Consider the following 13948-nt stretch of genomic DNA (forward strand, 5'->3'; position numbering starts at 1 on the left):
CGGATCGCAAAGGGCAAAACAACAGGGGCCGGGAGATGCCCGGCCCCTTTACTTTATTCGTCCAACAGGGCGGTATAGGCTTCGGCGTCAAGCAGCGTGGCGACTTCGGCTTCGTCGCTGGCTTTAATTTTAAAGATCCAGCCGCCAGCGTAAGGCTCGCTGTTAACCAGCTCCGGAGAGTCGCTCAGTGTATCGTTCACGGCCACGATTTCGCCGCTCACCGGCGCATAGATATCGGACGCCGCCTTAACGGATTCCGCGACCGCGCAGTCGTCTCCCGCGCTAACCGTGGCGCCCTGTTCCGGCAGGTCGATGAACACCATATCGCCCAGTAGCTCCTGCGCGTGTTCGGTAATGCCCACGGTGTAAGTGCCATCGGCTTCCTTACGCAGCCATTCATGCTCTTTGCTGTATTTCAGTTCGTTCGGCACATTGCTCATCTTTGTTCTCCTGAATTGTTCGGTATCCACTGTGGGCGGCCTCCATGGCGTCAGGCCGGCCCCGAATTGGCTAAAGCGATATCACATTCACTGCGCGACCGGTTTGCCCGCGCGCACAAAAACCGGTTTGGTGACTTTTACCGGCATCTCGCGATTACGGATCTGCACGATAGCGGTGTCGCCAATGCCTGCCGGCACCCGGGCCAGCGCAATGCTGTAGCCCAGGGTCGGCGAAAATGAGCCGCTGGTGATTTTCCCTTCCTGCAGATTGCCTTCGGCATCGGTAAAGCGCACCGGTAAGTCGTTACGCAGCACGCCTTTGTCGGTCATGATCAGTCCGACCAGTTGTTCGGTGCCCTGCTCGCGCTGTGCTTCCAGTACCTCACGACCGATAAAGTCGCGATCCGCCGGTTCCCAGGCGATGGTCCACCCCATATTAGCCGCCAGCGGCGATACCCCTTCGTCCATCTCCTGACCGTACAGGTTCATACCGGCTTCAAGGCGTAGCGTATCTCTGGCGCCAAGGCCGCAGGGCTGAACGCCCGCTTCCACCAACTGCTGCCAGAATGCCGCCGCCTGTTCATTAGGCAGGGCAATCTCATAGCCCGCTTCGCCGGTATAACCGGTGGTGGCAATAAAGAAGTCGCCAGCCTGAATCCCGAAGAACGGTTTCATTCCCTCAACCGCCGCACGCTGCTGGTCGTTAAACAGGCCCGCCGCTTTGGCCTGGGCGTTGGGGCCCTGAACCGCAATCAGCGCCAGATCGTCACGCACGGTGATCTCTACCTCGTAATCAGCGGCGTGGCGGGTTATCCATTCAAGATCTTTTTCGCGGGTGGCGGAGTTCACCACCAGGCGGAACCCGTCATCGGCAAGGAAGTAGACAATCAGGTCGTCGATAACGCCAGCGGAGGCGTTAAGCATGGCGGTGTAGAGCGCCTTGCCCGGTTTGGTCAGTTTGGCGACGTCGTTCGCCAGCAGATAACGCAGGAACTCCCGGGTGCGACTGCCGCGCAGGTCAACGATGGTCATGTGCGAGACATCAAACATTCCAGCATCGGTACGCACCGCATGGTGCTCGTCCAACTGGGAACCGTAGTGCAGCGGCATCATCCAACCGTGGAAATCCACCATACGCGCACCGCAAAGATTATGTTGTTCAAACAAAGGGGTCTGTTGAGCCATCTCTTCCTCGTTTTCCGTTCAGATGGGCGGCGTTGTCCGCCCGCCGGATCGGCGGACGAAACCCGGCGCCGGTGCCGCAACGGGCATCGACGCAAACGTTACCTTTGCATTGAACTTACCACCGAAAGGGCGGCTGAACCATAAGCAGACACATTAGCGGATGAGGTTCAGGATGAACAAAGGAGACAGTGAATATGACTGGCAAAATGCGAAACAATGCACATAATCGCATCGTATTTAGGCTAAAAATCAGAATCAGATAACATTTATGATAAAAATAAGAACAATTCCACTACATCAAATTTCGCCACGGATAAATAAATCTAATGCGAAATAAGCGATGAAATTAGAATATTTCAAATGAGAGATTTTTCTCCCGGCGGACGCCGGGAGAAGGAGAGTCCAAAAACTACTTTAGCCACTCAGGCAAATCATTCAGCCCCATCGCCTGACGGATAAGCTGAGGCTTCACGCCGGGCAGCGTATCGGCCAGTTTCAGGCCCACATCGCGCAGCAGCTTCTTCGCCGGATGTTGACCTGCAAATAGCTCCCGGAAGCTCTGCATGCCCGCCAGCATCAGCGCAGCGCTGTGCTTACGGCTGCGCTCGTAGCGGCGCAGATAGAGGTGCTGACCAATATCCTTACCGCCAGCGTGCAACCTGCGCAGCTCATGCATCAGCTCCGCGGCATCCATAAAGCCCAGGTTTACCCCCTGCCCCGCCAACGGATGAATGGTGTGCGCGGCATCACCCAATAATGCCAGACGATGCGCGGCAAACTGGCGAGCGTAGCGGCCAGTTAGCGGGAAGACCTGACGTTCGCTTTCAAGCTGGCATAACCCCAGGCGCATATCGAATGCCACTGACAGCGCCTGATTAAAGGCCGCTTCATCGGCCTGCTGTAGCCGCTCTGCTTCCAGCGGCGGCAGCGACCAGACAATGGAGCACAGATGGGGATCGTTCAGAGGCAGAAATGCCAGAATACCATCGCCGTGAAACACCTGACGCGCCACGGCGCCGTGAGGCTCCGCGCTACGAATGGTGGCGACCAGTGCATGATGCCGGTAGTCCCAGAAGGTGAGAGGAATATCGGCCTGCTGGCGCAGCCAGGAGTTAGCGCCGTCGGCCCCCACCACCAGTCGGGCGGTCAGCATATTGCCATCTTTCAGGGTCAGGAAGGCTTCGTTTTCTCCCCAGGCGACCTGCTGCATTTGCGCAGGCGCCAGCAGCGTTACGTCGTTGCACTGCTGCGCCTGTTGCCACAACGCCTGGTGAATCACGGCGTTTTCGATGATGTAGCCCAGATGGCTGAAGCCAAAGCTGTTGTCATCGAAGGCAATGCGCCCGAAGCTGTCGCTGTCCCACACTTCCATACCGTGATAGCAACTGGCGCGCTGCAAAATGGCCGACCATACGCCAAGGTGGGTCAGCAATTTCTCGCTGGCGCCGTTGATCGCCGATACCCGCAGCGCCGGAGGCGCCTGGGGATCCAGCGCTTCCGGCGCCTGCTGTTCCAGAACGGCAACACGCAGGCCACTGCCCTCAAGACCACAGGCAAGGGCCAGCCCCACCATGCCGCCACCGACAATTGCCACATCTACGCTTTGCACTATGACTCTCCTTAACGAACCACCCTACCCAAGGTACGATGCGCCAGCGCATCGCGCACCGGCGTAAGATAATCCATGGCCATCAGGCCAAGATTGCGCCCCACCACCAGCGGCGCCCAGCGATTGGCAAAGAGCTGCACCAGGCCGTCGGTCACACCAACGGTGGCGGCCCGGTCCTGGCGACGGCGGGACTGATAACGTTCCAGCACCGGCCACAGACCGATATCCTCACCCTGACGCCAGGCGGCTGTCAGAGTTTCAGCCAGCGTCATCACATCGCGCATGCCCAGGTTAAAGCCCTGACCGGCAATGGGATGCAGCGTCTGGGCCGCATTTCCCACCAGCGCCAGGCGATGGGTGGCTTTACGATCGGCACGGGTCAGCGCCAGCGGATAACTGCTACGCGCGCCTGCCTGCGTAATACGCCCCAGGCGCCAGCCGAAGGCGCGCTGAAGCTCATCGCAGAAGCGTTCATCGCTCCAGGCCATCACCGCTTCCTGACGGTCGCGACGGTGACACCACACCAGCGAGCAGCGATTTTGCGACATCGGCAGCATCGCCAGCGGACCGTCGGGGGTGAAGCGTTCCCAGGCGCGTCCCTGGTGCGGCAGCGCGGTGGTCACATTGGCGATCACGGCGACCTGGTCGTAATCCTGCTGGCTCCAGCGGATGCCGCAACCGGCGGCCAGCGGCGAGCGCGAACCGTCCGCCGCCACCAGCACCTGGCCGGTCAGCGTCTTCCCGCTTTCCAGCGTGACCGTCACCTCCTGCTGCGTGCGATGGCTGCCCGCAACCCGGTCGGGGCAGTGGAGCGTCACACCCGGCGCATCGCGCAGAAGATTAAACAGGCGCAGCCCGACCTCATGGAGTTCCACCACCTGGCCCAGCGCTTCGGTCTGATAATCGCGCGCCTCCAGAATCACCGCGCCAGCATGGCCGCGATCGCTGACCTGGACCTGCTCAATGGCGGTACCACAGCCGGAAAGCGCGGGCCAGATACCGATCTGCGCCAGTAACCGGCAGGTGCCTTCGGCCAGCGCGATAGCCCGGGCATCAAACCCCGGATGAGCCTGTGACTCAGGCGCATGCGCTTCCACCAGATGCACCGGAAGCTGGCCGCCGCTTAACTGCGACAGGGCCAGCGCGAGGGTAGCGCCGGTCATCCCTCCGCCAACAATAATCACACTCATGCGCGCGCCGCCGCCATCAGGGCTTCAATATCTTCCGCCCGTTTCACCACGCTGTCCGTCAGGTTCTGGTTACCGGTTTCGGTAATCACAATATCGTCTTCGATACGAATGCCGATACCGCGATATTGCGCCGGAACATCGGCATCAGGCGCAATATAGAGCCCGGGCTCCACGGTCAGCACCATGCCTGGCTCCAGTGGGCGCGAACGATCCGGGCCATATTCGCCTACGTCGTGAACGTCCAGCCCCAGCCAGTGGCTCAGTCCGTGCATAAAGAAACGCCGGTGGGCGTTCTCTTCCATTAACTGCTCTACGCCGCCTTTCAGGATGCCCAGCCGGACCAGACCGCTAAGCATAATTTTCACCACTTCGCTGGTGACGTCCTGAATGGTGGTACCGGGGCGGTATAATCTGAGCGCGGTTTCCAGCGATTCCAGCACAATGTCGTAGATGGCGCGCTGCGGCGCGCTAAAACGGCCGCTGACCGGGAAAGTACGGGTAATATCACCCGCATAGCCCTGATATTCGCAGCCCGCGTCAATCAACACCAGGGAACCATCGCGTAATTCGCTTTCATTCTCGGTGTAGTGAAGGATGCAGCCATTTTCCCCCGAACCCACGATGGTGTTGTAAGAGGGATAACGGGCACCATGACGGTTAAATTCGTGATGAATTTCGCCTTCCAGATGGTACTCAAACATACCGGCACGGCATTTTTCCATGGCGCGGGTATGGGCCAGCGCCGAGATCTCACCGGCGCGTTTCAGTACCGCTATCTCTTCCGGCGATTTAAACAGGCGCATTTCGTGCACCCAGGGGCGCCAGTCGGTTAACGTGGCGGGAGCACTCAGATTCTGGCGCGAGCCCTGGCGCAGCTTTTCCAGCGCGCCAAACACAATCTTATCGGCATAGGGATAAAGTCCCTGCGCGTGATAGACCACATCCAGACCATTCAGCAACTGCCCGAGCTGAGCGTTGACTTCACTCCAGGCCAGGGCGCGATCGACCCCTAGCTTTTGCGGTGCGGCTTCCTGACCCAGACGGCGGCCAAACCAGATCTCGGCGTTTTTGTCGCGAACGCGATTAAACAGTACGCTGTGATTGTGGCTTTCATTACTCTTAATCAGAACCAGCAGCGCTTCCGGCTCGTTAAAACCGGTGAAGTACCAGAAATCGCTGTTCTGGCGATAGGGGTACTCACTGTCAGCGCTGCGGGTAGCTTCCGCTGCAGCGAAAATCAACGCGGCGCTGCCGGGCGCCATCTGCGCCAGCAGCGCCTGACGGCGACGCAAAAACTCTTGCTGTGTCATAGCACCTCCTGAAGTTTAATGAAGCGTCGGTTTCTGTACCTCCGGCGCGGTGGGTGCCGGGCGGTTGAAGGTGTCGTGGCAGAGTAACGCAGCGACTCGCACATACTCGATGACCTCCTCCAGCGACATCTCCAGCTCTTCCTGATCTTCGTCCTCGTCATAGCCCAACTGGGCGATGCTACGCAGATCGTCGATCGCCTCGCCAGTTTCCCCTTTGACCTTGTCCAGGCCAGGCTGTGACACGCCAAGGCCCAGCAAGAAGTGGTTGACCCACCCCGCCAGCGCATCAGCGCGATCGAAGACGCTGGACTCTTCAGCAGGAAGAAAAAGCTGAAAATTAAAGCCGTCGTCCTCCAGCGTTTCGCCGGTGGCAGAGTGCATCTGACCCAGGGTATCGCTAAGATCCTTACTGAAAGCCAGACCTTCGTTGGTAAGTTCGTGCAGCAGCGTCCGCCAGCTGGCGTCTTTATTGCCGCCGCATAGCATTCCGCTGATCAGACCGTGCATTTCCGCGGGAGTCAGTCCCACGCCCTGTTGGTTGAGCAGCTGGCCGAGCGCGTCGTAACCAGGCATAGCGTTGTTTTGTATAGACATGCGCATTCGTCGTCGTTGGGAGGAAGAGTTCTATGGTATGCTACCATCATGAACCCCGGAGATACCAGAAAAGGGCTTGTATCTTCGATGTGGTGTAGCTTATAGTGACGCCCCTTCGCCGCCCCGGGCGGTGGTGGAAGGCTGGCAATCAAACAGCAGGAAGGTGGGCATGTCTGTACAACCAGTCGATATCCAGATTTTTGGACGCTCCCTGCGGGTCAATTGTCCGCCCGAACAAAGGGATGCCCTGAACCGGGCTGCAGAAGAGCTCGATCAGCGGTTGCAGGATTTAAAAGAACGCACTAGAGTCACAAATACCGAGCACCTGATTTTCATCGCCGCACTTAACGTGTGCTATGAACTGGCCCAGGAAAAGGGCAAGACCCAGGAATATGCTGATAGTATGGATCAACGAATTCGCATGCTGCAGCAGACTATCGAGCAGGCACTGCTTGAACAGGGTCGCAATTCAGAACGAACGGGTGCAAAGTTTGAATAACACTTCATGGTCGACTATGGTAGAGTGACCCTGAAGGAAAAAATTTCTCTGAGATGTTTGCAAGCGGGCCAGTCCCCTGAGCCGATATTTCATACCACAAGAATGTGACGATCCATGTTCGGTGAGCATGCCCGGTCCGCCCGGGAAGCCTTAAGAATATGACGATGCATTCACCTTGAACCACGGGTTCAAGGGTTACAGCCTGCGGCGGCATCTCGGAGATTCCCTCTCTTCTTTTAACTACCATGACCCAACGCGCAATCACTCCCCAGACTCGTCAACAAATTCGTCAGATGGTACGTGAGCGTCGTCGCGCCTTAAGCACCGACCAGCAGCAGCTTGCCGCCCGTCAGGCCACCCAGCGGCTACTGGCCTACGCGCCCGTACGTCAGGCTAAACGCGTAGCGCTGTTTCTCTCTTTTGACGGCGAACTGGATACCCGCCCGGCCATTGAGGCGCTGTGGGCCGATAATCGCGAAGTCTATCTACCGGTTCTTCACCCGTTCAGTACCGGTAATCTGCTATTCCTGCGCTATACGCCGCAAACCGAACTCCGGGAAAACCGCCTGAAAATCGCCGAGCCCCCGCTGGACGTGCGCCAGGTGCTGGCGCTGGACGCCCTGGACGCCCTGGTCGTGCCGCTGGTCGCTTTCGACACCTGCGGCCAGCGTCTGGGCATGGGCGGCGGCTTTTACGATCGCACCTTACAAAACTGGCGCAGCCACGGCTTCGCGCCGGTGGGTTACGCGCATGACTGCCAGCAGGTGGAAAGCCTGCCGGTAGAGCACTGGGATATTCCGTTACCCGCGATGGTAACCCCTTCCCGGCTGTGGCAGTGGTAATCGCTATTTCCCGCCACGCATCAGCGCCACCAGTTCTCTGGCCCCCTGTCCCAGCGGTTGCGCCTTATTCCATATCAGGTGCACCGGCAAACGCAGCGCATTCTCGGTATTACCGAATCGTAAACGTACCAGTTCGCCCTGAGCCAGTCTGGCGGCAATAAGCGTCTGGGGGAAATTGCCCCAGCCCAGCCCGGCTTCCACCATCTCCAACGCCATCGCGAAACTGTCGGCATACCAGCAGGAAGTCGCCACCTTCGCCCGGGCATCCGCCAGCGGTCGATCGCGGCTGGCCACCACAATCTGACGTACCTGAATCAAATCCTCCAGCCAGCGCGGCGCATTCTTTTCGGCAAGCAGCGGGTGATCCGCCGCCAGGGTCGCCACCAGCGCTTCATCATCCACCCACTGAAACTGCAGCTGCCCGTCGACCTGGAGGCCACCCCAGGCCAGCGCCAGACTGATGCGCTGCTGCTGCAACAGGTGAACAATCTCATCCTGCGCTGCCTGAATCATCTCCACCTCCAGCAGCGGATAGCGTCGGGAGAGTTGATTCACCGCCCGCAGCAACGCCTGAGGATTAACATCGGTGACCACACCGATGGACAACCGGCTCTCTAACCCCCGGGAAAGCGCCAGCGCATGGTTGTGCAACTGGGTCAGTTGGTCCTGCGTCGCTCTGACGTGAGGCGCCAGCGCCAGGGCCCGGTCGGTGGGCATCGGCTCACGGCGACTGCGGTCAAACAGCGCATAGCCCAGCTCCGCTTCCATATTCGCCACCGCCATACTGACAGCCGAAGGCACCCGGCGTAGCGCCCTGGCTGCGGCTGAAAAGGAGCCGTGATCCAGCACGGCCAGAAACAGTTCGATATTGTCACGCGTAAAGTGCATAGCCCAACCTGTCACTAAAATTGATAGCTCCTGACTTTTTCTGTCAGTCACGCTGAGGCAATCTTAGCGCCCACATCATCATCACGAAACCGACAGAGAGGAAAATGTGCAGGGTGTAAAACGCAAACTGGTCTATGTCACCGCCTATGAACTGATTGGAATGACAATCTCCGCTCTGGGACTGGCGCTGCTTTCCGGCACCGCCCCCACCACCACCGGCCCGCTATCGGTGATTATTACCACCATCGCCGTATGCTGGAATTTCATCTGGAATACGCTGTTTGAGTGGTGGGAAAGCCGCCAGGATTCGCGTACCCGCACCGTAAAGCGGCGTATTTTGCACGCGGTAGGTTTTCAGTTAACGCTGGTGGTGTTCCTGATCCCGCTGATCGCCTGGTGGATGGGGATTACCCTGGTGCAAGCCTTCCTGCTGGATATGGCGCTGATCGCCATCATCCCCTGCTATACCTTCATCTATAACTGGGCGTTCGATAAGCTGTTCGGCGTACCGGCCTCGGCACAACCGGAAACAGAAAGCGCGGCCCGATAAATAGCAAAAGGCCTCCGAAGAGGCCTTTGTTACTGACGACGCAAATTAGTAGAGCAGTCGCGCGCGGATAGTGCCCGGAATCGCCTTCATGGCCAGCAGGGCATTTTCCGCCACCGCTTCCGGCGCATCGATATCGATAACCACATAACCCATATGCGGCGTGGTCTGCAGATACTGGGCTGAGATATTAATGCCTTCGGCGGCAAAGATCTGGTTAATGGCTGTCAGCACCCCGGGGCGGTTTTCATGAATATGCAGCAGACGGCTCACGGTCGCGCCATGATGCGGCAGGGAAACTTCCGGGAAGTTCACCGCCGAAAGGGTGGATCCGTTATCGGAGTACTTAGCCAGCTTACCGGCCACTTCCAGGCCGATATTCTCCTGCGCTTCCTGGGTGGAGCCGCCGATGTGCGGCGTCAGCAGCACATTGTCGAACTCGCACAGCGGCGACAGGAAGGGATCGCTGTTGGTCGCAGGCTCGGTCGGGAAAACGTCAATGGCCGCACCGGCCAGGTGCTTACGGGAAAGCGCATCGCACAGCGCCGGGATATCCACTACGGTGCCGCGTGAGGCGTTGATCAGCAGCGAGCCCGGCTTCATCAGCGCCAGCTCATGTTCGCCAATCATATCTTTAGTGCTGGCATTTTCCGGCACGTGCAGGCTCACCACATCGCTCATATTCAGCAGATCGGAAAGATGCTGTACCTGAGTGGCGTTGCCCAGCGGCAGTTTGCTTTCGATATCGTAGAAATAAACGTGCATACCCAGCGATTCCGCCAGTATGCCCAGTTGGGTGCCGATGTGGCCATAACCGATAATGCCCAGCTTTTTACCGCGCGCTTCAAAACAGCCCGCCGCCTGCTTGTTCCAGACGCCGCGATGCGCTTTGGCATTCGCTGCCGGTACGCCGCGCAGCAGCAGCAACAGTTCGCCAATCACCAGCTCAGCGACCGAGCGCGTATTGGAGAACGGCGCGTTGAACACCGGCACACCGCGGCGGGCCGCCGCATCCAGATCCACCTGGTTGGTGCCGATACAGAAACAGCCTACCGCTACCAGCTTCTCGGCCGCAGCGAAGATCTCTTCGGTCAGTTGAGTACGGGATCGGATTCCAATGAAGTGGGCATCGCGGATCGACGCTTTCAGCGCATCGCTATCCAGCGCCCCTTTGTGATATTCAATGTTGGTGTAACCCGCGGCCCGCAGGTTATCCAGCGCTTTCTGATGCACGCCTTCCACCAGCAGGAATTTAATTTTCTCTTTCTCCAGTGATACTTTTGCCATTTCCCGACCCTGTCTTGTTGTAGATGCTGTGTCTTAACGACCGAACATAAGCTCGCCTTCTGTCAACATATCAAAAATAGCGGTCCCGGCAATATGAACGTTTGCGTGGTCTTTATTTAAGAAAAGTCATGATGATGCAAAAGCAGAACAAAACGTTGTGTGATAGAAATGTTACAGAACAAATGCGGGAGATGGGAAAAATATGTGACATATGTCACTAAAAAAGCGGTGTAAAAAATTTCTGGCAAACCGGGGCATCATCCGCCCCGGCTCAGGCAAAAAGCGGCGTTTATTTTACGATTGTTTTTACGCCATCTTCGCTACCAATCAATGCCACATCGGCGCCACGACGTGCAAACAGTCCCACAGTCACTACGCCGGGAATGGCGTTAATAGCATCTTCCAGCGCCACGGGGTCCAAAATCTCCAGGCCATGCACATCAAGAATCACGTTACCGTTATCGGTCATCACGCCCTGGCGGTACTCCGGGCGCCCCCCCAGCTTCACCAGCTGACGCGCCACGCAGCTGCGTGCCATAGGAATAACCTCTACCGGCAGCGGAAAGTTACCCAGAATCGGCACCTGCTTGGAGCTATCCGCGATACAGATAAACTTCTGCGCCACGGAGGCGATGATCTTTTCGCGCGTCAGCGCAGCGCCGCCGCCCTTGATCATCTGCATCTGGTCGTTAATCTCATCTGCGCCATCCACGTAGATCCCCAGGGAGTCCACATTGTTGAGATCGAACACCGGAATGCCCAGCCCTTTAAGCTTTTCCGTTGAGGCGTCTGAACTTGATACCGCGCCTTCTATCTGGTGCTTCATGGTACCCAGCGCATCGATAAAATGAGCGGCGGTGGAGCCGGTGCCAACGCCCACAATAGTTCCCGGTTGTACGTACTGGAGAGCGGCCCAGCCGACCGCTTTTTTCAGTTCATCCTGCGTCATGATGGTTATGCCTGTTCGTGAAAGATGTCGGCATTATAGTGCATGACGACACAAAAGTGGGCAGCCCGACGGCGATCCAATACTGGATCAAGACCGAAATTGTGTCATAGTGCTGGGCACGATAAAAACAGGAGTACAACACAACAATGAAACGCCCGGACTACAGGACATTACAGGCACTGGATGCGGTCATACGCGAGCGGGGTTTTGAGCGCGCCGCGCAGAAGCTGTGCATCACCCAGTCTGCGGTGTCACAGCGCATCAAGCAGCTGGAGAATATGTTCGGGCAACCGCTTCTGGTACGAACCGTTCCGCCGCGCCCTACCGAACAGGGGCAAAAGCTGCTGGCGCTGCTGCGCCAGGTGGAACTACTGGAAGAGGAGTGGCTTGGAGATGAATCCGGCTCCACGCCGCTGCTGCTTTCGCTGGCGGTGAACGCCGACAGTCTGGCGACCTGGCTGCTGCCTGCGCTTTCGGAAGTGCTGGCCGACTCCCCTATTCGTCTGAATCTTCAGGTCGAAGACGAAACCCGCACTCAGGAGCGCCTGCGCCGCGGTGAAGTGGTCGGCGCAGTCAGTATTCAGTCCCAGGCGCTGCCGAGCTGCCTGGTGGATAAACTGGGCGCACTGGACTATCTGTTCGTCGGTTCAAAGGCGTTCGCCGAACGCTATTTTCCCAATGGCGTCACCCGTTCAGCGCTGCTTAAAGCGCCCGCGGTGGCTTTCGATCACCTCGACGATATGCATCAGGCCTTCCTGCAGCAGAACTTCGATCTGCCGCCAGGCAGCGTGCCCTGTCATATTGTGAACTCATCGGAAGCCTTCGTTCAACTGGCGCGTCAGGGCACCACCTGCTGTATGATTCCGCATCTTCAGATTGAGAGAGAGCTGGAAAATGGCGAGCTGATTGACCTGACCCCGGGTCTGTATCAGCGCCGGATGCTTTACTGGCACCGCTTCGCGCCAGAAAGCCGGATGATGCGCAAAGTGACCGATGCCCTGGTGGCATTCGGTCATAAGGTACTACGCCAGGATTAACCCTTTGACCCTCTCCCCATTGGGGAGAAGGTCAGGGCCAGGGGGAAGTTACTGCTGCTGCGCCCCACCCTGCGGCTGCAACTGGAATACCACATCCACCTGATCGTCAAACTGAATGGTCTGCTGATCGTAGGTTTCCTGCGCCGATACCGGCGCCGCCGCTTCGGCTTTCATCATCCGCACCATCGGCGTTGGGCGATAGTTAGCCACGTGGTAGCGAACGCTATAGACCGGCCCCAGCTTGCTGTCGAAGCCCTGAGCCAGACTACGAGCCTGACGTAAGGCATCGTCGATCGCCGCCTTACGCGCTTTTTCTTTGTACTCTTCCGGATGCGCTACACCCAGAGAGACCGAACGGATTTCATTAAGGCCGGCCTTCAGCGCACCGTCCAGCAGTTCGTTCAGCTTATCCAACTGGCGCAGCGTCACTTCGACCGAACGTACGGCGCGGTAGCCCTTAAGCTGAGACTTGCCGTCCTTCAGATAATCATATTCCGGCTGAGTGCGCAGATTCGCGGAGCTGATATCTTTCTTCTCTACGCCGTTCTTCTGCAGAAAACCCAGATACTGGGCAACGCGATCGTCGGCCTGCTTCTTGGCGGTAGCGGCCTCTTTCGATGAAACACTCACCTCAATGGTCAGGGTGGCGATGTCGGGAACGGCATCGACGCTGGCGGTGCCAGAAGTGACGATATGCGGCCCATTCGGCAACTCGTTTGCCTGCGCGGCCACGCCGCTCAGCCCTAACACAGCCGCTAATGCTAATACTTTAAACTTCACTGTCATTCCTCCGTTCCTCATTCCACAAATGATGCCTGCCATTCAGCCGAAATCGCTGCTGCCTTGCAAGTGCTTTTCGCCTGAAAAATCACGATATCCGGCCTTTAGTGTAGTTTATCGACGGCGCCGGGGTTAGCCTGCCAGCGTTTTCAGCAAATCAATGCCTTCGCCTGCCAGACGCAGGCCGATAACGACCATCACCAGCGCCACGCCGCCATTAATAATGCGCTGGGCCAAAGCGGTACGCAACCGGGGAGCCAGCATACTGGCCATAAGCGCCAGACCGAAGAACCACAGGAAAGAGGCGCTGATAGTCCCGATAGCAAACCAGCGCTTTGGCTCTGCTTCCAGCTGGCTGCCAAGGCTTCCCAACACCACAAAGGTATCCAGATAGACATGAGGATTAAGCCAGGTGGCCGCCAGCATACTGATGATAATCCGCACTCTTCCCTGCTTGCGAGTCTCCTCACTGGTCAGTGCCACATCCGGGCTCATAGCGACCCTAAAGGCCCCCCATCCGTACCAGAACAGAAAGGCCACGCCGCCCCAGGTCACCAGCGCCATCAACCAGGGTGACTGAGACAGCAGCGCGCTGCCGCCAAAAATACCGGCGCCAATCAGCGCCAGGTCACTTAAGGCGCACAGCGTCGCCACCATCAGGTGATACTGGCGGCGAATGCCCTGGTTCAGCACCAGCGCATTTTGCGGTCCCAATGGCAAAATCATGGCTGAACCTAATATAAGCCCCTGAAAATACCAGGATAACATAGCAATACAACTCCACTCTTTAT

At 57.9% G+C, this 13948-nt stretch carries 15 protein-coding genes and 1 other RNA gene; 5 read left to right on the forward strand and 11 right to left on the reverse strand.

Going from position 1 to position 13948, the window contains the following annotated elements; all coding sequences use genetic code 11:
* Positions 1-53: 53 nt before the first annotated feature.
* The 6 genes from gcvH to SCU88_RS20690 all read right to left on the reverse strand — a co-directional run bounded on the left by gcvH (position 54) and on the right by SCU88_RS20690 (position 6328).
* Positions 54-440 (reverse strand): glycine cleavage system protein GcvH, encoded by a 387-nt coding sequence (gene gcvH, locus SCU88_RS20665; RefSeq protein ID WP_175341026.1) that lies wholly within the window; start codon positions 438-440, stop codon positions 54-56.
* An 87-nt stretch (positions 441-527) separates the two neighbouring features.
* Complete coding sequence (gene gcvT, locus SCU88_RS20670) at positions 528-1625, reverse strand: glycine cleavage system aminomethyltransferase GcvT (protein WP_175341027.1); 1098 nt, start codon at positions 1623-1625, stop codon at positions 528-530.
* 409 nt (positions 1626-2034) lie between these two features.
* The gene (gene ubiI, locus SCU88_RS20675; protein WP_175341028.1) at positions 2035-3234 is read right to left on the reverse strand and encodes an FAD-dependent 2-octaprenylphenol hydroxylase; all 1200 of its coding nucleotides are present in this window, start codon (positions 3232-3234) and stop codon (positions 2035-2037) included.
* An 11-nt stretch (positions 3235-3245) separates the two neighbouring features.
* Entirely contained in the window at positions 3246-4424 is a 1179-nt protein-coding gene (gene ubiH, locus SCU88_RS20680; RefSeq protein WP_175341029.1) for a 2-octaprenyl-6-methoxyphenyl hydroxylase, read from the reverse strand.
* Positions 4421-5734, reverse strand: a complete 1314-nt coding sequence (gene pepP, locus SCU88_RS20685; protein WP_175341030.1) for a Xaa-Pro aminopeptidase — start codon at positions 5732-5734, stop codon at positions 4421-4423. Before pepP ends, ubiH begins: the two co-directional genes overlap by 4 nt.
* A gap of 15 nt (positions 5735-5749) precedes the next feature.
* Positions 5750-6328, reverse strand: a complete 579-nt coding sequence (locus SCU88_RS20690) for a UPF0149 family protein (RefSeq protein ID WP_175341031.1) — start codon at positions 6326-6328, stop codon at positions 5750-5752.
* 169 nt (positions 6329-6497) lie between these two features.
* On the opposite strand from SCU88_RS20690, the gene zapA reads away from it, so the two are divergent.
* From zapA to SCU88_RS20705, 3 genes are all read left to right on the forward strand, one after another.
* A complete protein-coding gene (gene zapA, locus SCU88_RS20695; protein ID WP_175341032.1) occupies positions 6498-6827 on the forward strand; it encodes a cell division protein ZapA in 330 nt (109 codons plus the stop codon).
* A gap of 42 nt (positions 6828-6869) precedes the next feature.
* Positions 6870-7053, forward strand: a non-coding RNA gene (ssrS, locus tag SCU88_RS20700) — 6S RNA.
* A gap of 19 nt (positions 7054-7072) precedes the next feature.
* Positions 7073-7669 (forward strand): 5-formyltetrahydrofolate cyclo-ligase, encoded by a 597-nt coding sequence (locus SCU88_RS20705; RefSeq protein WP_175341033.1) that lies wholly within the window; start codon positions 7073-7075, stop codon positions 7667-7669.
* Positions 7670-7672: 3 nt separating this feature from the next.
* Here SCU88_RS20705 and SCU88_RS20710 read toward each other — a convergent pair whose 3' ends face one another.
* Positions 7673-8557 carry a LysR substrate-binding domain-containing protein gene (locus SCU88_RS20710; RefSeq protein ID WP_175341034.1) on the reverse strand — a complete coding sequence of 295 codons (885 nt, stop codon included), beginning with the start codon at positions 8555-8557 and terminating at the stop codon, positions 7673-7675.
* A 106-nt stretch (positions 8558-8663) separates the two neighbouring features.
* Between SCU88_RS20710 and SCU88_RS20715 the strand changes: the two genes are divergently transcribed.
* A complete protein-coding gene (locus SCU88_RS20715) occupies positions 8664-9107 on the forward strand; it encodes a PACE efflux transporter (protein ID WP_175341035.1) in 444 nt (147 codons plus the stop codon).
* Positions 9108-9152: 45 nt separating this feature from the next.
* On the opposite strand, the gene serA is transcribed toward SCU88_RS20715, so the two are convergent.
* Positions 9153-10391: a phosphoglycerate dehydrogenase gene (gene serA / locus SCU88_RS20720; RefSeq protein ID WP_175341036.1), complete on the reverse strand. Its 1239-nt coding sequence runs from the start codon at positions 10389-10391 to the stop codon at positions 9153-9155.
* A gap of 289 nt (positions 10392-10680) precedes the next feature.
* Positions 10681-11340, reverse strand: a complete 660-nt coding sequence (gene rpiA, locus SCU88_RS20725) for a ribose-5-phosphate isomerase RpiA (protein ID WP_175341037.1) — start codon at positions 11338-11340, stop codon at positions 10681-10683.
* A 146-nt stretch (positions 11341-11486) separates the two neighbouring features.
* Between rpiA and argP the strand changes: the two genes are divergently transcribed.
* Positions 11487-12377 carry a DNA-binding transcriptional regulator ArgP gene (argP, locus tag SCU88_RS20730; RefSeq protein ID WP_175341038.1) on the forward strand — a complete coding sequence of 297 codons (891 nt, stop codon included), beginning with the start codon at positions 11487-11489 and terminating at the stop codon, positions 12375-12377.
* 48 nt (positions 12378-12425) lie between these two features.
* Here the strand turns inward: argP and SCU88_RS20735 are convergent, their stop codons facing one another.
* Both SCU88_RS20735 and argO read right to left on the reverse strand, forming a co-directional pair.
* Entirely contained in the window at positions 12426-13157 is a 732-nt protein-coding gene (locus SCU88_RS20735) for an oxidative stress defense protein (protein WP_175341061.1), read from the reverse strand.
* 132 nt (positions 13158-13289) lie between these two features.
* Complete coding sequence (argO, locus tag SCU88_RS20740; protein WP_175341039.1) at positions 13290-13925, reverse strand: arginine exporter ArgO; 636 nt, start codon at positions 13923-13925, stop codon at positions 13290-13292.
* Positions 13926-13948 lie beyond the last annotated feature (23 nt).

The organism is Jejuibacter sp. L23, assembly GCF_050815825.1.
GTDB lineage: Bacteria > Pseudomonadota > Gammaproteobacteria > Enterobacterales > Enterobacteriaceae > Jejubacter > Jejubacter calystegiae.